The sequence below is a fragment of the Streptomyces sp. NPDC021100 genome (assembly GCF_044333095.1).
Lineage (GTDB): Bacteria > Actinomycetota > Actinomycetes > Streptomycetales > Streptomycetaceae > Streptomyces.
Map to the genome: position 1 here is coordinate 355967 of NZ_JBIRQH010000001.1, position 24926 is coordinate 380892.

Consider the following 24926-nt stretch of genomic DNA (forward strand, 5'->3'; position numbering starts at 1 on the left):
CGGGCTGAAATCAGCCCGTCCGGCGCTTGAGGACAAGGGGGTCTGGGGCGCAGCCCCAGGAATCGGCGAAGGGGCGGGATCGGGGCACCACCCCCTACGCCACATTCACCCGCTGCCCAGGAGGCGCCGCCTCCAACCAAGCCAAGAAACCGGTGAGAGCATCCTCGCTCATCGCCAACTCAAGAAGCGTCCCGCGCAGCGAACACCGAAGCACGACCGCGTCCGACAACAGGGCGAGCTCCTCATCCCCGTAAGGGGACCGCCGCTCCAGAACCTCGATCGCATCCCGCTCCAGCGTCCGCCGAGGACGCACCGCATAGGAGAAGACCCGAAACCACTCGATCCGGTCACCGCTGTACCGCGAGACGCCGTACACCCACCCCTTCCCGGGAGGGTCGGCGGCCGGCTCGGTGACATCCCAGCGGAGGCTGCAGTCGAAGGTGCCCCCCGACCGCTGGATGAGCCGTCTGCGCAGTCCGAAGACGAAGAGTCCCAGCAGTACCAGCAGAACGACGATGCCGCTCACGAGCAGAGCGAGGACCATCACCACCGACCTCCTCGCTTCATCTAGAGCAACCGCACCTGTATTGCCTCAGCCGCGGACCGGCCCGGTTTGTTCCGGGCGGTCCGCGGCTGAGGGACGTACTTCAGTGTGGCCGTGGGCTAGTGAGGGCCCGCGACCGCACGCAGCCGGACATCCGCGCGGCGCTCGGCGGCGCCGTCGGCCTCCGCCTTCGCGCGCTCCAGAGCCCGCTCCGCACGGGTGACGTCGATCTCGTCCGCCAGCTCGGCGACCTCCGCCAGCAGCGACAGCTTGTCGTCCGCGAAGGAGAGGAAACCGCCGTGCACCGCGGCGACGACGGTGCCGCCGCCGGTGGTCCTGATGGTCACCGGGCCGGACTCCAGCACACCGAGCAGCGGCTGGTGGCCGGGCATGACGCCGATGTCACCCGATGTGGTACGCGCGATGACCAGAGTGGCCTCGCCGGACCAGACGCTTCGGTCCGCCGCGACCAGCTCGACGTGCAGCTCAGCAGCCAACGTGGCTCCTCGGGTCTCCACCCGCCGGGCGCGGCGGGTGTTGGGTCAAAGAATAGGGGACGTGCGGTCCGGGGGCGGGAGTGCCCCGCCCCCGGACCGCGAGCATCACGATGCTCAGGAGACGCCCAGCTCCTTGGCGTTCTTCTTGAGGTCCTCGAGACCACCGCACATGAAGAAGGCCTGCTCCGGGAAGTGGTCGAACTCACCGTCGCAGATCGCGTTGAACGCGGCGATGGACTCGTCCAGCGGAACGTCCGAACCGTCGACACCGGTGAACTGCTTCGCCGCGTGGGTGTTCTGCGACAGGAAGCGCTCGACGCGACGGGCGCGGTAGACGACCAGCTTGTCCTCTTCGCCCAGCTCGTCGATACCGAGGATGTTGATGATGTCCTGGAGGTCCTTGTACTTCTGCAGGATCCCCTTGACGCGGGAGGCGCAGTCGTAGTGGTCCTGCGAGATGTAGCGCGGGTCCAGGATCCGGGACGTGGAGTCCAGCGGGTCCACGGCCGGGTAGATGCCCTTCTCGGAGATCGGACGGGAGAGCACCGTCGTCGCGTCGAGGTGGGCGAAGGTGGTGGCCGGGGCCGGGTCGGTCAGGTCGTCCGCGGGGACGTAGATCGCCTGCATGGAGGTGATCGAGTGACCGCGGGTCGAGGTGATGCGCTCCTGGAGGAGGCCCATCTCGTCGGCCAGGTTCGGCTGGTAGCCCACCGCGGAGGGCATGCGGCCGAGCAGGGTCGAGACCTCGGAACCGGCCTGCGTGAAGCGGAAGATGTTGTCGATGAAGAACAACACGTCCTGCTTCTGGACGTCACGGAAGTACTCGGCCATGGTGAGGCCGGCCAGCGCGACGCGCAGACGGGTGCCCGGGGGCTCGTCCATCTGGCCGAAGACCAGCGCGGTCTTGTCCAGAACGCCCGACTCTTCCATTTCCGCGATGAGGTCGTTGCCCTCACGGGTGCGCTCACCGACACCGGCGAACACGGAAACACCATCGTGCAGCTTGGCCACACGCATGATCATTTCCTGGATCAGAACGGTCTTGCCGACACCGGCGCCACCGAACAGACCGATCTTGCCGCCCTTGACGTACGGGGTCAGCAGGTCGACGACCTTCAGACCGGTCTCGAACATCTCGGTCTTCGACTCGAGCTGGTCGAACGCGGGGGCCTTGCGGTGGATGGACCAGCGCTCGGTGACCTCGCTCTCGGCCTCGGGCTCGTTCAGGATCTTGCCCAGGGTGTTGAACACCCGGCCCTTGGTGACGTCGCCGACGGGGACGGTGATGCCGTCGCCGGTGTCGGTCACGGGCGACTGACGGACCAGGCCGTCGGTGGGCTCCATGGAGATGGCGCGCACCATGCCCTCGCCCAGGTGCTGCGCGACCTCGAGCGTCAGGATCTTCTTCTTGCCGGCCTCGGCCGGGTCGGAGACCTCGACGGTCAGGGCGTTGTAGATCTCCGGCATCGCGTCGACGGGGAACTCCACGTCGACGACCGGGCCGATGACCCGGGCGACGCGGCCCGTCGCGGCGGCCGTCTCAACAGTGGTGGTCATTTATCGGTCACTCCCCGCGGTCGCGTCGGCCAGGGCGCTCGCGCCACCGACGATCTCGCTGATTTCCTGGGTGATGTCGGCCTGTCGGGCCGCGTTGGCAAGCCGCGTGAACGACTTGATGAGCTCTTCGGCGTTGTCGGTCGCCGACTTCATCGCCCGGCGCCGGGCCGCGTGCTCGGAGGCCGCGGCCTGCAGCAGGGCGTTGTAGACCCGGGACTCGACGTACCGCGGCAGCAGCGCGTCGAGCACCGCCTCGTCCGACGGCTCGAACTCGAACAGCGGAAGGATCCGGTCCTTCGCCGTCTCGTCCTCGGCCGTCTTCTCGAGGGTCAGCGGCAGCAGCCGCTTGTCCACCGGCGTCTGCGTCATCATCGACACGAACTCCGTGGAGACGATGTACAGCTCGTCCACGCCGCCCTCGGCCGTGTCCTTGAGGACGGCCTCGATCAGCGGGTCGGCCACGTTCTTGGCGTCCGCGTACGTCGGGTTGTCCGTGAAGCCCGTCCACGACCCGGCGACCGGGCGCTCCCGGAAGGAGTAGTAACCCACGCCCTTGCGGCCGACGATGTAGTGGACGACCTCCCGGCCCTCGCCGCGCAGCCGCTCGGTGAGCCGCTCCGCCGCCTTGATGGCGTTGGACGAGTAGCCGCCGGCGAGACCGCGGTCGCTCGTGACGAGCAGGACCGCGGCCCGCACCGGCTGCTCGACCTCGGTCGTCAGCGGGTGCCGGGTGTTGGAACCGGTGGCGACGGCGGTCACGGCCCGGGTGAGCTCACTGGCGTACGGAGTCGACGCGGCCACCCGGCGCTGCGCCTTGACGACGCGCGAGGCGGCGATCATCTCCATCGCCTTGGTGATCTTCTTGGTCGCGGAGACGGCTTTGATCCGCCTCTTGTAGACCCGAAGCTGGGCACCCATGCTCAGCCCTCGCCCAGCAGCTTGCCGTCCGCGGTCTGGAACTGCTGCTTGAAGGACGCGATGGCGTCGCCGAGCGCCTGCAGCGTGTCGTCGGACATCTTGCCGCCCTCGACGATGCTGGTCATCAGGCCCTTGTGCGCCTGGTGCAGGTACTCGAGCAGCTCGCGCTCGAAGCGGCGGATGTCCTCGACCGGGACGTCGTCCATCTTGCCGGTGGTGCCGGCCCAGATCGCCACGACCTGGTCCTCGGTGGCGAACGGCGCGTACTGGGTCTGCTTCAGCAGCTCGACCATGCGCTTGCCGCGCTCCAGCGACGCCTTGGAGGCCGCGTCCAGGTCGGAACCGAAGGCGGCGAACGCCTCCAGCTCGCGGTACTGGGCGAGGTCCACACGGAGGCGGCCGGACACCTGGCGCATGGCCTTGTGCTGGGCGGAGCCACCGACGCGGGAGACCGAGATACCGACGTTCAGGGCCGGGCGCTGGCCGGCGTTGAACAGGTCGGACTCCAGGAAGCACTGGCCGTCGGTGATGGAGATGACGTTGGTCGGGATGAACGCCGAGACGTCGTTGGCCTTGGTCTCGACGATCGGCAGACCGGTCATGGAACCGGCACCCATGTCGTCGGAGAGCTTGGCGCAGCGCTCCAGCAGGCGGGAGTGCAGGTAGAAGACGTCACCCGGGTAGGCCTCACGGCCCGGCGGGCGGCGCAGCAGCAGGGAGACGGCACGGTAGGCGTCGGCCTGCTTCGACAGGTCGTCGAAGACGATCAGGACGTGCTTGCCCTGGTACATCCAGTGCTGGCCGATGGCGGAGCCGGTGTACGGCGCGAGGTACTTGAAGCCGGCCGGGTCGGACGCCGGGGCGGCGACGATCGTCGTGTACTCCAGGGCGCCGGCCTCCTCCAGCGCGCCGCGGACGGACGCGATGGTGGAGCCCTTCTGGCCGATGGCGACGTAGATGCAGCGGACCTGCTTCTTGGGGTCGCCGGTGCGCCAGTTGGCACGCTGGTTGATGATCGTGTCGATCGCCAGGGCGGTCTTGCCGGTCTGGCGGTCACCGATGATCAGCTGGCGCTGACCGCGGCCGATCGGGGTCATGGCGTCGACGGCCTTGTAGCCCGTCTCCATCGGCTCGTGGACCGACTTGCGCTGCATGACCGTGGGGGCCTGCAGTTCGAGGGCGCGGCGGCCCTCGGTCTTGATCTCGCCAAGGCCGTCGATCGGGTTGCCCAGCGGGTCGACGACGCGGCCGAGGTAACCCTCGCCCACACCCACGGAGAGCACCTCGCCGGTGCGCTGCACCGGCTGGCCCTCCTCGATGCCGCTGAACTCACCGAGGACGATCGCACCGATCTCGCGCTCCTCAAGGTTGAGGGCGAGGCCGAGGGTGCCGTCCTCGAACTTCAGCAGCTCGTTCGCCATGGCCGAGGGAAGACCCTCGACCTTCGCGATGCCGTCGCCGGCAAGGCTGACCGTACCGACCTCCTCGCGCGAGGCCGCGTCCGGCTTGTACGCCTGGACAAAGTTCTCCAGCGCGTCCCGGATCTCCTCCGGCCGGATCGTGAGCTCCGCCATCTGGGTTCCCTGCTCTCCTTGTTGGGCCCGAAGTATTTCTCTCCCGCGGGTGCTGCCCCGCGGGACACCGTCGGCCCAACTCGGGCCGTCAGTCATGCTCTTGAGTTGGTGGCTGGTCAGCCGCCAGCCCGGCCGGCGTCAGCCGGCCAGGTGCCGGCCCGCCTCCGCGAGGCGGTCCGCGATGGTCCCGCTGATGACCTCGTCGCCGATGCGCACCTGGATACCGCCGAGGACCTCCGGGTCGACGTCCAGGTTGAGGTGGACGTTCTTCCCGTAGAGCCGGGCGAGCGCGTCGCCCAGCCGCTGCTTCTGCCGGTCGTTCAGCGGTACCGCGGAGGTGACCTCCGCGACGACGCGGCCGCGGCGGTCGGCGGCCAGCTTGGAGAGGGCGGTGAGCCCCGCCTCCAGGCTACGGCCTCGCGGCGCGGTGACCAGGCGGACGACGAGCCGCTCGGTGACCGGGTTCGCCCGGCCCCCCAGCAGGCTGCGCAGCAGTTCGGCCTTGGCGGAACGCTCGGCGACCTTGTCGGTCAGCGCGGCGCGCAGACCGGGGTTGGAGTCGACGATCCGGCCGAAGCGGAACAGCTCGTCCTCGACGTCGTCCAGTCGGCCGGCGCGTTCGGCGGCGGCCAGGTCGGCCGTCGCCGCGAGCTCCTCCAGGGCGTCCACCAGGTCGCGCGAGGACGACCAGCGGGAGCGGACCATGCCGCTCACCAGGTCGGCGCAGTCGGCGCCGATCTGCCCGCCGAGCAGGCGTCCGGCCAGCTCGGCCTTGGCCTGGCCGGGCTGCGCCGGGTCGGTGAGGACCCGGCGCAGCGAGACCTCGCGGTCGAACAGCGCGGTGACGGAGGCAAGGTCCCCGGCCAGCTTCGCGGCGTCGACCGAGGCGCTGTCCGCCAGCGCGTTGAGGTTTTCGCGTGCCGAGGCAAGGGCCTCGCGGCTCGCTCCGTTCATCGCGTGACCTCAGCCTTCGTCGTGTCGGCCGGCTTGGCCTCGAGCGCGTCGAGGAACCGGTCGATGGTGCGCTCCTGTCGGGCGGCGTCCTTCATGGACTCGCCGACGATCCGGTCGGCCAGGTCGATGGCCAGCTTGCCGACGTCCTGGCGGAGCGAGGCCGCGGCGGCCTGACGGTCGGCCTCGACCTGGGCGTGACCGGCGGCGACGATCTCGTCGCGCTGGCGCTCGCCCTCGGTCCGCATCTCGACGACCATGGCGGCGCCGTGCTCCTGCGCGTCCTGGCGCAGCCGGGCGGCCTCGTTGCGGGCCTCCGCGAGCTGTGCCCGGTAGTCGTCGAGGACCTGCTGAGCCTCGTCCTGGGCGGCCTTGGCCTTCTCCATGCCGCCCTCGATGGCGGCACGGCGCTCGTCCAGGACCTTGTTGAGGTTCGGGAGGAGCTTCTTGCCGAGGTAGAGGACGACGATGAGGAAGGCCAGCGTGCCGATGACGAGCTCGGGCAGCGGGGGGAGGAACGCGGGTTCCGTCTCCTCCGATGCCAGCTGTACCAGGGCGATCACATCAGTGCCTTTCGTCGCGTAATGAGTGGCCGTCTACGGGTCAGCTGTAGACGAAGCCCATGACGAGGCCGATCAGGGCGAGCGCCTCACAGAGGACGAAGCCCAGGATCTGGTTGGCACGGATCAGGCCGGCCGCCTCGGGCTGACGGGCCAGCGCCTGGGTGCCGTTACCGAAGATGATGCCGACGCCGACACCGGGGCCGATGGCCGCGAGACCGTAACCGATCGCAGCGGCGTTGCCGTGGAACGTGTCCTTGGCGGCGGCGAGGTTGACCATTTCGAGAGCAGCGGACATGCCGTTACTTCCTTCTCTTTCACGGACCGGTGGGGGTTGGCCACCGGACGTCTGGGGGTCTGTGGGGAGGGTCTGCTCAGTGGTGCTCGGCGAGAGCGCCCTGGATGTACGAGCAGGCCAGAAGGACGAAGACGTACGCCTGAAGGGCCTGGATGAACATCTCGAAGACGGTCAGCAGGATGACCATCACGAAGGAGACACCGGCGTAGGCGATGCCGATCCCGTTCAGCAGGTACCAGCTGGCGATCGTGAAGATCAGCAGCAGCACGTGGCCCGCGAACATGTTGGCGAAGAGCCGCACGGCGTGGGTGAAGGGCCGGATCAGCAGGTTGGAGAAGAGCTCCAGGATCATGACCAGCGGAAGAACCCAGCCGAGTTCCTTGTTGTAACCGCTGATGTTCTTGATGCCGCCGATGAAGCCGTGCCGCTTGAACGTCAGGGGCACCCAGATCAGGTACACCAGCAGCGCGAGACCCGCCGGGTACGCGATGATCGACGTCACCGGGAACTGGGCGACCGGGATGATCGACCAGAGGTTCATCATCCAGATGAAGAAGAACAGCGAGACCATGAGGGGGACGTACTTCTCGCCCTCCTTCTTCCCCAGGGCCTCGTAGACGATCCCCTTGCGGATGAAGTCGTAGCCCGCCTCACCGACCATCTGGAGCTTGCCGGGGACCAGCTTGGCCCGGCCGAAAGCGGCCCAGAGGAACACGATCGTGATGACCGAGCCCAGGACGGCCAGGAGCATCGGCTTGTTGACCTCGATACCGCCGACGGTGAACAGCGGCTCGAACACAAAGGAGTGGAGCCCTGGGGTCGGGAAGCCGCACCCGTCGAAGATGTGGCAATCGGTCTCGAAGGCGAGCATCTGGTCAGCACTCACCGCGAGCTCCTTCAGCGTGGCGCATAGGTACGGCAACCTCGTTGTGTCGGCGCGGCAAGCAGCCACGGAACGGCACTGGACTGGTCTTACGGTTAGGGGTGCGGCAGGTCGGCCGGTGGCCGGGAGCCATCGCGGGCATCAGCTGCGCGGACCGCCGATTCACTCCCGCCGAAAGCGGGGACCCGGCCGTCTGCGTCCGCTGCACCTCAGATGGCACCGGACGATAGCAGGTGAGCACACGGAGGCTTATCCCGGCCCTACCTGTCATGACGGAGACTCCGCCGGCGCGGGCTTCCTCGCGTCGGCGGCGGCCTCCGGATCGACGTACAGGATCTTCATCTTCAGGTGGGCGCGCAGCTGGGCGGCGACCCACACCAGGGTCGCGGCGAGCACGGAGAAGGCGAAGCTCTTGAAGCTGAAGAGCGTCGTGCCCTTCAGGATGCCGAGGAGGATCACGATCACCAGGCACTGCACGGCGTACAGGGCGAGGCCCATCATCTGGAAGACCTGCGGCCACTGCCGCGCGGTCCGCTGGAGCATGTACAGCCCCACGGACATGCTGGCCAGCGCGAGCAGCATGCCCGCCGCGGCGCCGATGGCCCCCTTGCCGCCCGCGACGGCGAATCCGACGGCAACGGCGACGACCCCCGCGGCTGCGGTCGGGACGGCGCACTGAAGTAGCGTTCGGGCGTCGTTGGCCTGCATGAAGGGTCTCTCCGGCGGATTCGGAAGCAACGATTCGTCGGGGACGAGGGTATCCCGGGGTGTGGGCGCGACCTCGCGACGAAGGAACCGCCGGGGGGCGCTCCACTACGGTCCTTCGGCTCTGCCACGGGTTTCGTGAACGGTATCACAAACTATTTGATGAGGTCTTTACCTATATCGTGTGCTGCCTGTCACACACAAGAGTCAAGCCGCCCGTCCTCGTGCTGACGAGCGGCTTGTTCTCTGCTAACGCCGGGGGCTCTGCTGACGACGGGCCCGGCTGACGCCGGGCTCAGCGCCGGCCGCTGATGTCGCGCGCGTGACGGAAGCGCGAGCGGTCGCCCACCGCGGTCGCGCCGTGCAGCCCCGCGGGGACCGGCTCCCGCTCCTCGTCGAGCGCTTCCCCGGGCTTCTCCGCGTCCTCGGGCCGCTCCTCCGCCGTCGCCGGCGCGGCGGCCTTGCGGCGGCGGTAGCGGGGCGGCACCAGGTGCTCGGCCCACCGGGGCGCCCGCGGCCGGAAGCGCGGCATCAGCAGCAGCACCAGGCCCACGGCGCTCAGCGCGACGATCAACAGCAGTACGCCGCCCGCCGAGTTCACCGAGTACGCCACCGTGCCGAACGCGATCAGCGCCGACCAGAAGTACATGATCAGCACGGCCCGGCTGTGCGAGTGGCCGATCTCCAGCAGCCGGTGGTGCAGATGACCGCGGTCGGCCGCGAACGGCGACTGGCCGTTCCACGTCCGGCGGACGATCGCCAGCAGCAGATCGGCCACCGGCACCGCGATGATCGTCAGCGGCAGCAGCAGCGGGATGTAGATCGGCACCGTGGCCTGCACGGTCGCCTTCTCCGACCCGGTGAACGAGCCCAGCAGATCGGGGTCGACCTGGCCGGTGATGGAGATCGCGCCGGCGGCCAGCACCAGTCCGATGAGCATCGAGCCCGAGTCGCCCATGAAGATCCGCGCCGGGTGCATGTTGTGCGGCAGGAAACCCAGGCACATGCCCATCAGGATGGCCGCGAACAGCGTCGCCGGTGCCGCCGCCTCCACGTTGTGCCCGTACCAGAGCCGGTACGCGTAGAGGAAGAACGCCGCCGCCGCCAGGCACACCATGCCCGACGCGAGGCCGTCGAGGCCGTCGACGAAGTTCACGGCGTTGATGGTGATCACGACCAGCGCGACGGTCAGCAGGGTGCCCTGCATCGGCGTCAGCGCCACCGTGCCCACACCGGGCACCGGCAGCCAGAGGATCGTGAGCCCCTGGAGCACCATGACGCCCGCGGCGATCATCTGCCCGCCGAGCTTCACCAGGGCGTCCACGCCCCACTTGTCATCCAGCACCCCGAGCAGCCAGATCAGCCCGGCGCCCGAGAGCAGCGCGCGCGGCTCGTTGGAGGTCTCGAAGACGTGCTTGAGGCTCGACAGGTGCGAGGCGACCAGCAGGCCCGCGCAGAGCCCGCCGAACATGGCGATCCCGCCGAGCCGCGGCGTCGGTTCCCGGTGCACGTCACGCGCCCGGATCTCCGGCATCGCGCCCGCCGCGATGGCGAACTTCCGTACCGGTCCCGTGAGCAGATAGGTGACCGCCACGGTGACGCAGAGCGTCAGCAGGTATTCACGCACGGGCTGCCCCAGGGATTTCGCCGGCCATCACAGCCCCACACCATATTCGCGTCCGGACCGGATCCGTGAATGCAGATGAAGACGTTCACCACCCCCTGATGGTTGCGAGCGCTCGTGTAAACGATCACGCCAGCGCAGGATACGGCGGAAACGCCAGCGCCATTTCCGCGACCGCCTCCCGGAGCCGCGCGGCGTCGGCGTCGCCCCGCAGCGCCGCCCCGACGAGCGCCGCCACCCGGGCCATCTCCGGCTCGCGCATCCCCTGGGTGGTCACCGCCGCGGTGCCCAGCCGCAGGCCGCGCGCGGTGCCGTGGCCCAGCCCGCAGACGTCCAGGACGATGCCGGCCGCCGCCAGCCGGCCGCGCGCCCGGACGCCGTCCAGCCCGAGCCCGGTCACGTCCGCGACGATCAGGTGGGTGTCCGTGCCCCCGGTGGCGACGGCGAGCCCCTGCGCGGCCAGACCGGCCGCGAGCGCCCGGGCGTTGGCCACCACCTGCCGGACGTACGCGGCGAACGCCGGCGTCGCGGCCTCCCCGAAGGCGACGGCCTTCGCGGCCACGGTGTGCATCTGGGCGCCGCCCTGCGTGAACGGGAACACCGCACGGTCGATCCGCTCCCCGAGCCGCCCGCCGCACAGCAGCATCCCGCCGCGCGGCCCGCGCAGCACCTTGTGCGTCGTGGCGCACACCACGTCCGCGTACGGCACCGGGCTCGGCGCCGCTCCCCCGGCGACCAGGCCGATGGGGTGCGCCGCGTCCACGATCAGCAGCGCGTCCACCTCGTCGGCGATCTCCCGGAACAGGGCGTAGTCCGGGTGGCGCGGGTAGGCGATGGACCCGCAGACGACCGCCCGCGGGCGGCGGGCCCGGGCGAGGTCCCGCACCTGGTCGTAGTCGATCCGCCCGGTGTCCGCTCGGACCCCGTACCCGGTGAAGTCGAACCACCGCCCCGAGAAGTTCGCCGGCGAGCCGTGGGTGAGGTGCCCGCCCTCCCGCAGCCCCATCGCCAGCACCCGGTCCCCCGGGGCCAGCAGCGCGGCGTACGCGGCCAGCACGGCCGCCGAACCGGAGTGCGGCTGCACGTTGGCGTGCTCGGCCCCGAACAGCGCGGCGGCCCGGTCCCGCGCGACCCGCTCGGCCATGTCCACGACCTCGCAGCCACCGTGGTGCCGGGCTCCCGGGTAGCCCTCGGCGTACTTGTTCACCAGCGGTGAGCCGAGCGCTTGCCGGACGGCGGGCGAGACGAAGTTCTCCGCCGCGATGAGCTGGAGTCCTGCGGACTGCCGTCTCGCCTCGGCGAGGATGATGCCGGCGATTTCGGGATCCTGACGCGTGAGCGCGTCGGCCGCTGCTTCGGTGACGGGCATCGGGGGCTCCGTGCGGTGGGCGTGAGCAGTGTGCTCACCCCCAATGTAGGCCCGGTACGGGCCGGGTGCAGGGTGCCCCGGTCCCGCCCTTTCACCGTTTCTTGCGGGGGCAAGCCCCCGCACCCCCGAAACCGCGCTCCGCGCGGTTGTCCTCAAACTCCCCCAGAGGGGGCACCCCCAACGGGCTGAAGTGTGCGCCCGGTCGCGACGTTCAGCCCGTCCGGCGTTTGAGGACGAGCGGCGGAGCCGCGAAAAGGGGGTCTGGGGCGCGGCCCCAGGAAACGGTGAAAGGGCGGGACCGGGGCACCCCTAAACCGCCGGCACCCCCGTGAGCGCCGTCACCACAGGATCCAGCGCCAGCTGAATCTCATCGCCGATCGAACGGAAGAACGTGATGGGCGCACCGTACGGATCGTGCACCTCATCCGCCTCGGCGTCGGGCGCCAACAACCACCCCCGCAACGCGGCAGCGGCCTGCACCAGAGCGCGGGCGCGCTCGACGACACCCCCCGCGCCGTCCGGCGCGGGCAGCGTCGCCGGGTCAATGGCCCGCACCAGCCGCGTGAACTCCTTCAACGTGAAGGTCCGCAGCCCCGCCGAGTGCCCCATCGAGATGACCTGAGCCCGGTGATCACGCGTAGCGGTGAGCACCAGATCGGCCCGGATGACGTGCTCGTCCAGCAGTTCCCGCCCGGTGAAGCCGTGCGGATCCGCGCCGAAGTCGGTCAGCACGGTGGCGGCGTGGGCCTCCATGGGGGCGCCCTCGTGCCCCCAGGTGCCGGCGCTCTCCACCACCAGCCCGCCCGCGTCCGGGTCGCCGAGGCGCTCGGAGAGGGCATGGCGGGTCAGCCGCTCGGTGATGGGCGAGCGGCAGACGTTGCCGGTGCTGACGTGGAGGATGCGGAAGGTGTCGGTGCTCGTCTCCGGTCCCGCTATGCCACGCCCCTGCGGGGCGATCAATTCGCCACCTCGAGGTCGGGTACCACCTCGCGGAGCTGCTCGACGCTGATGGCGCCGGCCCGCAGCAGCACCGGCACCTTGCCGGTGACGTCCACGATCGAGGACGGCACGTCCGCGGGGGTGGGGCCGCCGTCGAGGTAGACGGAGACGGAGTCGCCGAGCATCTCCTGGGCGGCGTCGCAGGTCTGCGGCGCCGGGTGCCCGGTGAGGTTGGCGCTGGAGACGGCCATCGGGCCGAACTCGGTGAGCAGTTCGATGGCGACGGGGTGCAGCGGCATCCGCACCGCGACCGTGCCGCGGGTCTCGCCCAGGTCCCAGGTCAGCGACGGCTGGTGGTTGGCGACCAGGGTGAGCGCGCCGGGCCAGAAGGCGTCGACGAGTTCCCACGCCTGCTCGGAGAAGTCGGTGACGAGCCCGTGCAGGGTGTTCGGGGAGCCGACGAGGACCGGCGAGGGCATGCCCCGGCCGCGGCCCTTGGCCTGGAGGAGGTCGCCGACGGCGTCGCGGCTGAAGGCGTCCGCACCGATCCCGTACACGGTGTCGGTGGGCAGCACGACCAACTCGCCGCGGCGGACCGCGGCGGTCGCTTCACGCAGACCGGTCCTGCGGTCGGTCGCGTCGCCGCAGTCGTATCGCCGAGCCATTGAGCCAACCTCCTCGTACGGGGCAGATGTCTGGGGTGCCGTGGCGGTCACGGCAGGGCCTTCCGGGCCGTAGCGAACCGGGGCCTGTTGTTGAGGTCGGGATGGTCGGCCGCGTCGGCCCAGCCCCGTTCCTCGGTGAAGATCCACGGCACCTGGCCGCCCTGGGTGTCGGCGTGCTCGATGACGACGACGCCGCCGGGGCGCAGCAGCCGGTGCGCGGTGCGCTCCAGGCCGCGGATGGTGTCGAGGCCGTCCTCGCCCGAGAACAGCGCGAGCTGCGGGTCGTGGTCGCGGGCCTCGGGGGCGACGTACTCCCACTCGGTCAGCGGGATGTACGGCGGGTTGCTGATGACCAGGTCGACCTGGCCGTCGAGCTCGGGGAGCGCGTCGAGCGCGTTCCCGTGGTGCAGCTGGACGCGCGAGCCCTCGACGTTCTTCCGCGCCCAGGACAGGGCGCCCTCGTCCAGCTCCACGGCGTGCACGCGCGACCGCGGCACCTCCTGGGCCAGGGCCAGCGCGATGGCGCCGGAGCCGGTGCACAGGTCGACGATCAGGGGTTCGACGACGTCCATGGCGCGGACCGCGTCTATGGCCCAGCCGACGACCGACTCGGTCTCCGGCCGGGGGACGAAGACGCCGGGTCCGACCTGGAGCTCCAGGTAGCGGAAGAAGGCGCGCCCGGTGATGTGCTGGAGGGGTTCGCGGGCCTCGCGGCGGGCGACGGCCTCCCAGTAGCGGGCGTCGAAGTCCCCGTCGGCGACCAGGTGCAGTTCACCCCGTTTGACGCCGTGCACGAAGGCCGCGAGCTCCTCCGCGTCGAAGCGCGGGGAGGGCACGCCGGCGTCGGCCAGCCGCTGGGTGGCCTGTGCCACCTCGGCGAGCAGCAGGTTCACTGGACCTTCCTCCTGTTGCGCTCCATGACCAACTCCGTACGCGATCTCTACTGTGCGGCAGCCAGCTTGGCCGCCGAGTCGGCGTCGACGCACGCCTGGATGACCGCGTCCAGCTCGCCGTCGAGCACCTGGTCCAAGTTGTACGCCTTGAAGCCGACCCGGTGGTCCGAGATCCGGTTTTCCGGGTAGTTGTAGGTCCGGATCTTCTCGGATCGGTCGACGGTGCGGACCTGGCTGCGGCGCGCGTCCGCGGCCTCGGCCTCGGCCTTCTCCTGCGCCGCGGCGAGCAGCCGGGAGCGGAGGATGCGCAGGGCCTGCTCCTTGTTCTGGAGCTGGCTCTTCTCGTTCTGGCAGGAGGCCACGACGCCGGTCGGCAGGTGGGTGATGCGGACGGCCGAGTCGGTGGTGTTGACGGACTGGCCGCCGGGGCCGGACGAGCGGTAGACGTCGATCCGCAGGTCGTTGGGGTTGATCTCGACGTCGATCTCCTCGGCCTCGGGCGTGACGAGCACGCCGGCGGCGGAGGTGTGGATGCGGCCCTGGGACTCGGTGGCCGGCACGCGCTGGACGCGGTGCACGCCGCCCTCGTACTTCAGCCGGGCCCAGACGCCCTGGCCGGGCTCGGTGGCGCCGTTGCCGCCCTTGGTCTTGACGGCGACCTGGACGTCCTTGTAGCCGCCGAGCTCGGACTCGGTGGAGTCGATGATCTCGGTCTTCCAGCCGACGCGCTCCGCGTAGCGCAGGTACATGCGCAGCAGGTCCCCGGCGAACAGCGCGGACTCGTCGCCGCCGGCGCCCGCCTTGATCTCCAGGATGACGTCCTTGTCGTCGCTGGGGTCGCGCGGGACGAGCAGCAGGCGGAGCTTCTCGGTGAGCTCCTCGCGCTGCTTCTCCAGCACCTTGACCTCGGCGGCGAAGTCGGGGTCGTCGGCCGCGAACTCGCGGGCCGTGTCGATGTCGTCGGCGGTCTGCTTCCAGGAGCGGTACGTACCGACGATCGGGGTCAGCTCTGCGTAGCGCTTGTTGAGCTTGCGGGCGTTGGCCTGGTCCGCGTGGACGGCGGGGTCGGCGAGCCGCTTCTCGAGGTCGGCGTGCTCGCCGATCAGTTCCTCGACTGCCTCGAACATCAAGATTCCCTAAGCGAAGGTGACGGAGCTGCTGGAAGTGACGGACCGGACGGACGACAAAGCGCCGGTCCGGCCGTCCCCCGCCGAGGAGGGACGGCCGACCGGCGCCTGCGGGTCGCTACTTCTTGGCGGTCCCGGCGTTCTTGCCGAAGCGGGCCTCGAACCGCGCCACACGGCCACCGGTGTCGAGGATCTTCTGCTTGCCCGTGTAGAACGGGTGGCACTCGGAGCACACGTCGGCACGGATGGTGCCGTCGGCGACGGTGCTACGGGTGGTGAACGAGGCGCCACAGGTGCAGCTGACCTGGGTCTCGACGTACTCCGGGTGAATGTCGCGCTTCAAGGGTTCTCCTAGGTTCGGGAGGGCACCGGGTCGTGCGGCGGGATTGCCGTACGTGAACCGGGGCCGACGTACCAGTCTGCCAGTACCGGCCGCATCCCCCAAAACGGGGTCCGGGAGCCCGTTATTCCCGGGCTCTTTCCGGGGGACGCGGCCGGCCGCGGACTACTTCACGACGCCGTCGGCGTCCGTCTTCGTCCCCTCGCCGCCCTTGAGGGCCGACGCGGGGATCGGCTTGTCCTCGTGCAGCGCCCGCCACATCTCCTTGGCGGACGCGAGGGGCACCACGCGGTTCTTGTCCAGCGGGTCGGTGGTGACGGGCAGGGTCACCATGTGCATGTCCCCGGAGCCGATGCCCTTGAGGCCGTTGGCGAAGGAGAGCAGCTTGTTGACCGAGGCCAGGTCGGAGTCGGTGGTGAGCGCCTTGGTGGCGGTGTCCGCGATCCCGTAGAGCTTGGTCGGGCTGGTGAACAGGCCGACGGACTTGACCTGGTCGATCAGCGCCTTGATGAACGCCTGCTGGAGCTTGATCCGGCCGAGGTCGCTGCCGTCGCCGACGCCGTGCCGGGTGCGGACGAGGCCGAGCGACTGCTCGCCGTTGAGGGTGTGCTTGCCTGCCGGGAGGTCGAGATGGCTCCACTTGTCGTGGATCGGCTTGGTGGTGGTCACCTCGACGCCGCCGAGCCGGTCGATGAGCTTCTGGAAGCCGGCGAAGTCGACCTCCAGGTAGTGGTCCATCCGGATCCCGGTCATGGCCTCGACGGTCTTCACGGCGCAGACCGCGCCGCCCACCGAGTAGGCGTCGTTGAACTGCGCCCGCCGGACCGCCGGGCTGGTCTTCCCGTCGAGGGTCTTGCACTCGGGCCGGGGGACCATGGTGTCGCGCGGGATGCTGACCACGCTGGCCTGCTTGTGACCCGCGTAGACGTGGACGATCATCGCGGTGTCGGAGCGGGAGCTGCCCTCGTCGCGGCCGTACTTGTTGTTGTCGCCGGCCCGCGAGTCGGAGCCCAGCACGAGGATGTCCTGCGAGCCGTTGTCCACGTTCTCGGGGCGGTCGGTGCCGAGCGCGGAGTTGATGTCCACGCCGTGCAGGTTGCCGTTGAGCTTGAAGTAGACGTATCCGATCCCGGACCCGCCCAGGACGACCAGCGCCGCAGCCGTCCAGAGGACTATTCGCCAGCCCGTACGGCGCGCACGGGGCTTGCGCCTGCGGCCATGGGCTCCGCCGGGGCGCCGACGGCGCGCTCCCGCCTGCCTGCCCCTGGTCTCGTCCGCCATACGCTCCTCAGTCCTCCGCTGGTTCGGCTTCCCCCCTGCCGCCCGATCAGGCGCGGTGCCTCGCCACTTTCAGACGGCGAGGTCTGCGACAGGGTTGCACGGAGCCGTGAGAGCGCCTTCTTAGGAACCGACCGGACGGAACGCCGCGACAAACCCACCCACACCCCCTGTCACCTGCGTTTTCGCCCGTCACGTCGACGCCGGTGCGCCGCGCTTCGGCGGGTGTCCCTGTGGCGGAAGTCTCAGAAGGTCACGGTGAGGACTCGGCAAGATCACGAAGCCGACACCGGGTGCGGCGGGCTCCGGACAACGCCTCCGGACAACGCGGAACCTCCCCGCCACCGAGGTGACGGGGAGGTTCCGGGGGACTGCCGGCGGCCGCCGGGTCAGTCGTTGCCGTTGCCCGGCGCGGGCGCCGTCTTGGCGATCTGCATCAGGAACTCGGCGTTCGACTTCGTCTGCTTCATCTTGTCGAGGAGCAGCTCGATGGCCTGCTGCGAGTCCAGCGCGTGCAGCACCCGGCGGAGCTTCCAGACGATGGAGAGCTCCTCGCCGCCGAGCAGGATCTCCTCCTTGCGGGTGCTGGACGGGTCGACGTCCACCGCGGGGAAGATGCGCTTGTCGGCGAGCTTCCGGTCGAGCTTGAGCTCCATGTTGCCGGTGCCCTTGAACTCCTCGAAGATCACCTCGTCCATCCGCGAGCCGGTCTCGACCAGCGCGGTGGCCAGGATGGTCAGCGAGCCGCCGTCCTCGATGTTCCGCGCGGCACCGAAGAACTTCTTCGGCGGGTAGAGCGCGGTCGAGTCGACACCACCGGACAGGATGCGGCCGGAGGCCGGCGCCGCCAGGTTGTAGGCGCGGCCCAGGCGGGTGATGGAGTCGAGCAGCACGACCACGTCGTGACCCAGCTCCACGAGGCGCTTGGCGCGCTCGATGGCCAGCTCGGCGACGGTGGTGTGATCCTCGGCCGGGCGGTCGAAGGTCGAGGAGATGACCTCGCCCTTGACCGACCGCTGCATGTCGGTGACCTCTTCCGGACGCTCGTCGACCAGGACGACCATCAGGTGGCACTCGGGGTTGTTGGTGGTGATCGCGTTGGCGATCGCCTGCATGATCATGGTCTTGCCGGTCTTCGGCGGGGCCACGATCAGACCGCGCTGGCCCTTGCCGATGGGGGCGACCAGATCGATGATACGGGTCGTCAGAACGCCCGGGTCGGTCTCCAACCGCAGCCGGTCCTGCGGGTAGAGCGGGGTCAGCTTGTGGAACTCGGGGCGGCCGCGGCCGGTTTCGGGCGCCATGCCGTTCACCGAGTCGAGGCGCACGAGGGCGTTGAACTTCTCGCGCCGCTCGCCGTCCTTCGGCTGCCGCACCGCGCCGGTGACGTGGTCACCCTTGCGCAGGCCGTTCTTGCGGACCTGGGCGAGGGAGACGTAGACGTCGTTCGGGCCCGGCAGGTAGCCGGAGGTGCGGATGAACGCGTAGTTGTCGAGGATGTCCAGGATGCCCGCGACGGGGATCAGGACGTCGTCGTCGGACAGCTGCGGCTCGTTCGCGAACTCCTCGCGGCCACGACGGCCCCGGCGGTCGCGGTAGCGGCCACGACGGCCGCGACGGCCGCCCGCCTCGTCGTCGAAGTCGTCCTGCGGGGCCTCGGCGCGCCCGGCGCGCTGCTGGCGGTTGCCGCCCTGCTGGCCGGCGCCGGCCTCGTCGCCGCGGCGGTCACGGCGGTCGCGCTGGCCGCGCTCGCCACGGTCGCCGCGCTCGCCCCGCTCACCGCGGTCGCCCCGCTCACCGCGGTCGCCCCGCTCGCGGCGGTCGCCCTTCTGGCCGCGCTCGGCGCGGTCGCCGCGCTCCTGGCGGTCGCCCTTGGCGCCGCGGCCCTCGGCGGTGTCCACCGCGGCCTCGGGCTTCTCCGAGGTCAGCACCTCGGCACGGGCCTCGGTACGCGCCTCGGCGGTGGGCTCCGGGGAGCCCGCGGGGGCGGTGGCACGGCGACGGCGGCGCTCACCGGCCGGCGCCTCCTCGCTGCCCGGCTGGCCCGGGATCTCGATCTGCTGCTGGGCGGCGGGTGCCTGCTCGGCGGTCTTCTCGGCGGCCTCGCCGGTACGGGTCCGGGAGGTGGCGCGGCGCTTCGGCTTCTCCGCCGGCTGCTCCGCGGCCGGCTCGGCGGCGGGCTTGGCGGAGGCGCCGGAACCGGCCTGCCTCTCCTTGATGACCTCGATCAGCTGGCCTTTGCGCATCCGCGCGGTGCCCTTGATGCCGAGGCTGGAGGCGAGCTGCTGGAGCTCGGCCAGGACCATGGCGTCGAGGCCCGTGCCCGAGCGTCGCCGCTTGGGGGCGGCGGAAGCACCGGTGGCAGGCGCGGCGGGAGCGTCCGTGGCGGGCGCGGAGGCATTGCCTGCGGCACCCTTGGTGCCCGCGGCGTTCACGCCCATCAGATCGGTGGTGTCGCTCACGAAGGGGTCCTTCCCTGGAGCGGGCGTCGGCCTGTCTGGCTCGGCGACCGGTTGTGCTGTCCGGCTGCGGTCCTGATTGCGGACCGGGCCGGGGCGGTGGTCCGCCGCGGTACGGCGGAAGAATCAGTGCGTTGATGCCGACGTGGGGAAATCAGTGAGGACAAGACGCATCGCATCACTCATGTCGCCCACGCCGATTTCCGGAGCGTGCTCGAATCTGCTCAGGCAGTCTGGGAGGCTCCCGGAAGAAAAGCGGTCCCTGATCGGGACACAGAGCACCGAGCCGACGTGGCTTCGGGTGCAGACTTGAGGTTAACACTACCGGATCCCACAAACATTCCCCCTCTCAAAGTCCGGCAACCGCGTTTTCCGCGGGGCCTTCCTCGGCTGCGTACCACCGCGTTCGCCCCTTGTCAGGCGAGCGGCAGCACACTCGTCCCCCCGGCGTCGAGGGACAGCCGGTTGGCCGCCCATCCCTCGCCCGCCAGCCGTGCGACCTTGTCCGCCGCACTGTCCTCGACCAGCGCGAGCACCGTGGGGCCCGCGCCGGAGACGACCGCGGGGACGCCGTCCGCCCGCAGTCGGTTGACCAGGGCCACGCTCTCCGGCATCGCCGGGGCGCGGTACTCCTGGTGGAGCCGGTCCTCGGTGGCCGGCAGCAGCAGGTCGGGGCGCCTGGTCAGGGCCTCGACGAGCAGCGCGGCCCGGCCGGCGTTGGCCGCCGCGTCCACATGGGGGACCTGGCGCGGCAGCAGGCCGCGCGCGGTCTCCGTCGCCACGGGACGGCCGGGCACGAAGACCACCGGAACGATGGAATCGGCGGGGTCCATCCGCACCGCGCGGGCCGCTCCCCCGTCCATCCAGGCCAGGGTGAAACCGCCGAGCAGGCAGGCCGCGACGTTGTCCGGGTGACCCTCGATCTCGGTGGCCAGCTCCAGCATCGCCGTGGTGTCGAGCCGCTCGGCCCCGCCTATGGTCACCGCCCTGGCGGCGACGATGCCGGCGCAGATCGCGGCAGCCGAGGAGCCCAGGCCGCGGCCGTGCGGGATGCGGTTGGCGCAGACGACCTCCAGGCCGCGCGGCTGGCCGCCCAGCAGGTCGAACGTGGTGCGCAGCGACCGTACGAGCAGGTGACCCTCGTCGCGCGGGAGCGAATCGGCGCCCTCGCCGGCGATGTCGATGTGCAGCCCGGATTCGGCCACCCGGACCACGACGTCGTCGTAGAGCCCCAGGGACAGACCGAGGGCGTCGAAGCCGGGACCGAGATTGGCGCTGGTGGCGGGGGTGCGCACTCGGACGGCGGCGGCGCGGAAGGCGGGACCGGCCATCGCTCGATGACTCTCCTTGATGTGGCCTTGGTAGGGCGTGCGACATCCGCAAAGGCCGCGACGGCGGTACCGCATGGAGGGCGGCTTGGGTCAGCGACGGGGCGGAGTGAGGACAGCCTATCGAAGGAAGGTTCTGTGGCGACATAGGGCGCACAGGAGGCGCGCGATGCGTGTCGCACGCCAAGCCGTGCCCCGTGTCGATTTTGGCGGGCTTTCGTCGGGGTTGTGACCTGGGAATTCGCGGGTCCGAAGGGGAGCGGACGAAATTTTTCGCCCTTCCCTCTCTTTGGAGTCTCCTCGGTATTCCCTCGCGTTCCGTCGTGTCGCGCCCCGCGCCGGGAAGTGCCGGCGCCTTTCCGGAAGCCGGGCGGCCGTCCCGTCGTGGGACGGCCGCCCGGGGCGGGCCGGTACGCGGGCGGACCCGCGCGCCGCGGAACGGCCGTTACGCGAGACCGAGCCGCTCGGCCGCCGCGGCCGCGTCCACCGGGACGGTCACCGGCTGCGGGGCGCCCGCCACCGCCCAGTCGGGGTCCTTGAGGCCGTTGCCCGTGACCGTACAGACGATGCGCTGGCCCGGATCGACCTTGCCCTGCTCGGCCGCCTTCAGCAGACCGGCGACGCTCGCCGCCGAGGCGGGCTCGACGAAGACGCCCTCCTGAGCGGCCAACAGCCGGTAGGCGGCGAGGATCTGGCGGTCGGTCACCTCGTCGATGTGCCCGCCGGACTCGTCGCGCGCCTGCTCGGCGAACCGCCAGGAGGCGGGGTTGCCGATGCGGATGGCGGTGGCGATGGTGTGCGGCTCCTTCACCGGCTCGCCGCGCACGATCGGCGCCGAGCCGGACGCCTGGTAGCCCCACATGCGCGGGGTGCGGGAGGCGATGCCGTCGGCGGCGTACTCCCGGTACCCCTTCCAGTACGCGGTGATGTTGCCCGCGTTGCCCACCGGCAGGACGTGGATGTCCGGGGCGTCGCCGAGCGCGTCCACGATCTCGAAGGCGGCGGTCTTCTGGCCCTCGATGCGCACCGGATTGACCGAATTGACCAGCGCCACCGGGTAGTTGTCGGCGAGGGCGCGGGCCAGATCGAGGCAGTCGTCGAAGTTGCCGTCGACCTGGAGGATGCGGGCGCCGTGCACGAGAGCCTGGCCCATCTTGCCGAGCGCGACCTTGCCCTCGGGCACCAGGACGGCGCAGACCATCCCGGCGCGCACGGCGTAGGCCGCGGCGGAGGCGGAGGTGTTGCCCGTCGAGGCGCAGATGACGGCCTTGGCGCCCTCCTCCTTCGCCCGGGTGATCGCCATCGTCATCCCGCGGTCCTTGAAGGAGCCGGTGGGGTTGGCGCCCTCCACCTTGAGGTGGACCTCGCAGCCGGTGCGCTCGGAGAGCACCTGGGCCGGCACCAGGGGCGTGCCGCCCTCGCGCAGGGTGACCACCGGCGTGTCCGCGGAGACCGGGAGGCGGTCGCGGTACTCCTCGATGATGCCGCGCCACTGACGGGTGGCGGCGTTGCCGTTGTTCGCAGACATGGTCTTCCTTGCTCCCCTACTCACCTTCGACGCGCATGATGCTGGCGACTCCGCGCACCGTGTCCAGCCTGCGCAGCGCCTCGACCGTCGCCGACAGGGCGGCGTCGGGGGCCCGGTGCGTGACGACGACCAGCGCCGCCTCGCCGTCCTTGCCCTGCTGGCGGACGGTGTCGATGGACACCCCGTGCTCGGCGAAGACCGTGGCCACCTGGGCGAGGACGCCCGGCTTGTCGGCGACGTCGAGGCTGATGTGGTAGCGCGTGACGACCTCGCCCATGGGGCTGACGGTCAGCCGCGCGTACGCCGACTCACCCGGTCCGGTGGTCCCGGCCAGCTTGTTGCGGCAGACGGCGACCAGGTCGCCGAGGACCGCGGAGGCGGTCGGCGCGCCACCGGCGCCGGGTCCGTAGAACATCAGCTGCCCGGCGGCCTCGGCCTCGACGAACACCGCGTTGTACGCCTCGCGGACCGAGGCGAGCGGGTGGCTCAGCGGGATCATCGCGGGGTGGACGCGGGCGGTGACCGACCGGCCGTCGGCGGCGCGTTCGCAGATGGCCAGCAGCTTGATGGTGCAGCCCATCTGTTTCGCGGAGGCGAAGTCGGCGGCCGTGACCTCCGTCATGCCCTCGCGGTGGACGTCGTCGAGGCGCACCCGGGTGTGGAAGGCGATGCCGGCCAGGATCGCGGCCTTCGCGGCGGCGTCGAAGCCCTCGACATCGGCGGTGGGGTCCGCCTCGGCGTAACCGAGGGCGGTGGCCTCGTCCAGGGCCTCCTGGTAGCCGGCGCCCGTGGAGTCCATCTTGTCGAGGATGAAGTTGGTGGTGCCGTTGACGATGCCGAGGACCCGGTTGACCTTGTCACCGGCGAGGGACTCGCGCAGCGGGCGGATCAGCGGGATGGCGCCGGCGACGGCGGCCTCGTAGTAGAGGTCCGTGCCGTGCTGCCCGGCGGCGGCGTGCAGGGCGGCGCCGTCCTCGGCGAGCAGCGCCTTGTTGGCCGAGACGACGCTCGCGCCGTGCTCGAAGGCGGTGGTGATCAGAGTGCGGGCGGGCTCGATGCCGCCGATGACCTCGACGACGACGTCGATGTCGCCCCGTTTGACCAGGGCGGTCGCGTCGGTGGTGATCAGCTCGGCGGGCACCCCGGCCCGGACCCGGTCGGGCCGGCGCACCGCGATGCCGGCCAGTTCGACCGGGGCGCCGATCCGGGCCGCGAGGTCGTCGGCGTGCGTCGTCATGATGCGCGTCACCTCGGAGCCGACCACTCCACAGCCCAGCAGCGCCACTTTCAGCGGACGCGTACGCATCATCCGACCTCGTTTCTCGTACATCTTGGGTGGTACACCAGTCTCACTCACCGGTCGGAGGCTTTCCCTCCCCCGTCCAGTATCCGAGATTCCGTCACCCGCCAGCCGGTTTCCGGGCGGCTTGCGGGCGGCCGCGACCGTGGGGCCGGTCGTCGTCAGCCGACGTCGAGCCGGAGCAGGTCCTCTTCCGTCTCCCGCCGGACGATCACCCGGGCCGCGCCGTCCTTCACCACCACGACCGGGGGCCGCAGCGCGTGGTTGTAGTTGCTGGCCATGGAGCGGCAGTAGGCGCCGGTCGCGGGCACGGCGAGGAGGTCGCCGGGGGCGACGTCGGCGGGCAGGAAGGCGTCGCGGACCACGATGTCACCGGACTCACAGTGCTTGCCGACGACGCGGGAGAGCATCGGCCCGGCGGTCGAGGTACGCGACACGAGGGCCACCGAGTAGTCGGCGTCGTAGAGCGCGGTACGGATGTTGTCGGACATGCCGCCGTCGACACTGACGTACGTCCGCAGTCCGGGGAGCTCCTTGACCGTCCCCACCTCGTACAGCGTGAAGGCGGTGGGACCGACGATCGCGCGCCCCGGCTCGACGGACAGGCGCGGCACCGCGAGCCCGGCCGCCGCGCACTCGCGCTCGACGATGGCCCGCAGCGCGGTGGCGATCTCCTGCGGCTCGCGGGGGTCGTCCTCCGGGGTGTAGGCGATGCCGAGGCCGCCGCCGAGGTCGATCTCGGGCAGCTCGACGCCGTGCTCGTCGCGGATCTCGCGGAGCAGGCCGACGACGCGGTGCGCCGCGACCTCGAAACCGGAGGTGTCGAAGATCTGTGAGCCGATGTGCGAGTGGATGCCGATCAGTTCGAGCCCGTCCAGCTTGAGCGCGCGGCGGACCGCCTCGGCGGCCTGGCCGCCGGCCAGCGGCAGGCCGAACTTCTGGTCCTCGTGGGCGGTGGCGATGAACTCGTGGGTGTGCGCCTCGACGCCGACCGTGACGCGGATCTGCACCCGCTGCCGCTTCCCCGCCCGCTGGGCGGTGTGCGCGACGCGCACGATCTCCTGGAAGGAGTCGACGACGATCCGCCCCACGCCGGCCTCGACGGCCCGGGTGATCTCCTCGGCCGACTTGTTGTTGCCGTGCAGGGCGATCCGCTCGGCGGGCATGCCCGCGTCGAGCGCGGTGGCCAGCTCGCCGGCGGAGCAGACGTCGAGGTTGAGCCCCTCCTCGGTCAGCCAGCGCACGACGGCCCGGGACAGGAACGCCTTGCCCGCGTAGAAGACGTCCGCGTCCGGCCCGAACGCCTCGCGCCAGGCGCGGCAGCGGGCCCGGAAGTCGTCCTCGTCGAGGAAGTAGGCGGGCGTGCCGAACTCCTCGGCCAGCCGCTTGACGTCCAGCCCGCCGACGGTGGCGACACCGTCCTCGTTCCGGGAGACGGTGCGCGACCAGACGCGCGGGTGGAGGGCGTTGAGGTCGGCGGGGGGCGCCGGGTGGTGGCCCTCGGGCAGGACGTCGGCGTAGCGGGGCCCGGCGGGGTGCGCGGAGCGGCTCATGGCGCTGATCTCCTCAGGTGCTCAGAGATGTGGGGG

Annotated in this window: 23 protein-coding genes; all 23 read right to left on the reverse strand. The window is 70.7% G+C overall.

Going from position 1 to position 24926, the window contains the following annotated elements; translation table 11 throughout:
* Positions 1 to 94: 94 nt before the first annotated feature.
* The gene (locus tag ACH4PU_RS01625; RefSeq protein ID WP_398264449.1) at positions 95 to 544 is read right to left on the reverse strand and encodes a DUF2550 domain-containing protein; all 450 of its coding nucleotides are present in this window, start codon (positions 542 to 544) and stop codon (positions 95 to 97) included.
* Between the two features lie 119 nt (positions 545 to 663).
* Positions 664 to 1041, reverse strand: a complete 378-nt coding sequence (locus ACH4PU_RS01630; RefSeq protein WP_185940159.1) for a F0F1 ATP synthase subunit epsilon — start codon at positions 1039 to 1041, stop codon at positions 664 to 666.
* Between the two features lie 114 nt (positions 1042 to 1155).
* Positions 1156 to 2598 (reverse strand): F0F1 ATP synthase subunit beta, encoded by a 1443-nt coding sequence (atpD, locus tag ACH4PU_RS01635; RefSeq protein ID WP_398264452.1) that lies wholly within the window; start codon positions 2596 to 2598, stop codon positions 1156 to 1158.
* On the reverse strand, positions 2599 to 3516 hold the full coding sequence (locus ACH4PU_RS01640) for a F0F1 ATP synthase subunit gamma (protein WP_398264454.1): 918 nt from the start codon (positions 3514 to 3516) through the stop codon (positions 2599 to 2601).
* Between the two features lie 2 nt (positions 3517 to 3518).
* Entirely contained in the window at positions 3519 to 5090 is a 1572-nt protein-coding gene (gene atpA / locus ACH4PU_RS01645) for a F0F1 ATP synthase subunit alpha (protein WP_398264456.1), read from the reverse strand.
* Between the two features lie 138 nt (positions 5091 to 5228).
* Positions 5229 to 6044 (reverse strand): F0F1 ATP synthase subunit delta, encoded by an 816-nt coding sequence (locus tag ACH4PU_RS01650; protein WP_398264458.1) that lies wholly within the window; start codon positions 6042 to 6044, stop codon positions 5229 to 5231.
* Positions 6041 to 6604, reverse strand: a complete 564-nt coding sequence (locus tag ACH4PU_RS01655) for a F0F1 ATP synthase subunit B (RefSeq protein WP_185940164.1) — start codon at positions 6602 to 6604, stop codon at positions 6041 to 6043. Before ACH4PU_RS01655 ends, ACH4PU_RS01650 begins: the two co-directional genes overlap by 4 nt.
* Before the next feature lie 40 nt (positions 6605 to 6644).
* Positions 6645 to 6899 (reverse strand): F-type proton-transporting ATPase c chain, encoded by a 255-nt coding sequence (locus ACH4PU_RS01660; RefSeq protein WP_004953266.1) that lies wholly within the window; start codon positions 6897 to 6899, stop codon positions 6645 to 6647.
* Between the two features lie 76 nt (positions 6900 to 6975).
* On the reverse strand, positions 6976 to 7770 hold the full coding sequence (atpB, locus tag ACH4PU_RS01665; protein WP_004953269.1) for a F0F1 ATP synthase subunit A: 795 nt from the start codon (positions 7768 to 7770) through the stop codon (positions 6976 to 6978).
* Positions 7771 to 8049: 279 nt separating this feature from the next.
* The gene (locus ACH4PU_RS01670; protein WP_398264461.1) at positions 8050 to 8490 is read right to left on the reverse strand and encodes a hypothetical protein; all 441 of its coding nucleotides are present in this window, start codon (positions 8488 to 8490) and stop codon (positions 8050 to 8052) included.
* Between the two features lie 292 nt (positions 8491 to 8782).
* Entirely contained in the window at positions 8783 to 10114 is a 1332-nt protein-coding gene (locus ACH4PU_RS01675) for an MraY family glycosyltransferase (RefSeq protein WP_398264463.1), read from the reverse strand.
* A 124-nt stretch (positions 10115 to 10238) separates the two neighbouring features.
* A complete protein-coding gene (glyA, locus tag ACH4PU_RS01680; protein WP_398264465.1) occupies positions 10239 to 11480 on the reverse strand; it encodes a serine hydroxymethyltransferase in 1242 nt (413 codons plus the stop codon).
* A 309-nt stretch (positions 11481 to 11789) separates the two neighbouring features.
* Positions 11790 to 12440: a protein-tyrosine-phosphatase gene (locus ACH4PU_RS01685; protein ID WP_398264467.1), complete on the reverse strand. Its 651-nt coding sequence runs from the start codon at positions 12438 to 12440 to the stop codon at positions 11790 to 11792.
* Entirely contained in the window at positions 12437 to 13084 is a 648-nt protein-coding gene (locus ACH4PU_RS01690) for an L-threonylcarbamoyladenylate synthase (RefSeq protein ID WP_398264469.1), read from the reverse strand. The genes ACH4PU_RS01685 and ACH4PU_RS01690 overlap by 4 nt, the downstream gene beginning before the upstream one ends.
* Positions 13085 to 13131: 47 nt before the next feature.
* The gene (gene prmC / locus ACH4PU_RS01695) at positions 13132 to 13977 is read right to left on the reverse strand and encodes a peptide chain release factor N(5)-glutamine methyltransferase (protein WP_185940168.1); all 846 of its coding nucleotides are present in this window, start codon (positions 13975 to 13977) and stop codon (positions 13132 to 13134) included.
* Positions 13978 to 14024: 47 nt separating this feature from the next.
* Entirely contained in the window at positions 14025 to 15104 is a 1080-nt protein-coding gene (gene prfA, locus ACH4PU_RS01700; RefSeq protein WP_398264471.1) for a peptide chain release factor 1, read from the reverse strand.
* A 118-nt stretch (positions 15105 to 15222) separates the two neighbouring features.
* Positions 15223 to 15447 carry a 50S ribosomal protein L31 gene (gene rpmE, locus ACH4PU_RS01705; RefSeq protein ID WP_223768356.1) on the reverse strand — a complete coding sequence of 75 codons (225 nt, stop codon included), beginning with the start codon at positions 15445 to 15447 and terminating at the stop codon, positions 15223 to 15225.
* A 162-nt stretch (positions 15448 to 15609) separates the two neighbouring features.
* Complete coding sequence (locus ACH4PU_RS01710) at positions 15610 to 16725, reverse strand: LCP family protein (protein WP_398264474.1); 1116 nt, start codon at positions 16723 to 16725, stop codon at positions 15610 to 15612.
* 386 nt (positions 16726 to 17111) lie between these two features.
* A complete protein-coding gene (gene rho, locus ACH4PU_RS01715) occupies positions 17112 to 19184 on the reverse strand; it encodes a transcription termination factor Rho (protein ID WP_398264476.1) in 2073 nt (690 codons plus the stop codon).
* 413 nt (positions 19185 to 19597) lie between these two features.
* The gene (gene thrB, locus ACH4PU_RS01720; RefSeq protein WP_185940173.1) at positions 19598 to 20512 is read right to left on the reverse strand and encodes a homoserine kinase; all 915 of its coding nucleotides are present in this window, start codon (positions 20510 to 20512) and stop codon (positions 19598 to 19600) included.
* 442 nt (positions 20513 to 20954) lie between these two features.
* Positions 20955 to 22037 (reverse strand): threonine synthase, encoded by a 1083-nt coding sequence (thrC, locus tag ACH4PU_RS01725; RefSeq protein ID WP_398264479.1) that lies wholly within the window; start codon positions 22035 to 22037, stop codon positions 20955 to 20957.
* Between the two features lie 16 nt (positions 22038 to 22053).
* Positions 22054 to 23346 carry a homoserine dehydrogenase gene (locus tag ACH4PU_RS01730; RefSeq protein WP_040892085.1) on the reverse strand — a complete coding sequence of 431 codons (1293 nt, stop codon included), beginning with the start codon at positions 23344 to 23346 and terminating at the stop codon, positions 22054 to 22056.
* Positions 23347 to 23498: 152 nt separating this feature from the next.
* Positions 23499 to 24890: a diaminopimelate decarboxylase gene (gene lysA / locus ACH4PU_RS01735; RefSeq protein ID WP_398264481.1), complete on the reverse strand. Its 1392-nt coding sequence runs from the start codon at positions 24888 to 24890 to the stop codon at positions 23499 to 23501.
* Between the last annotated feature and the right edge of the window lie 36 nt (positions 24891 to 24926).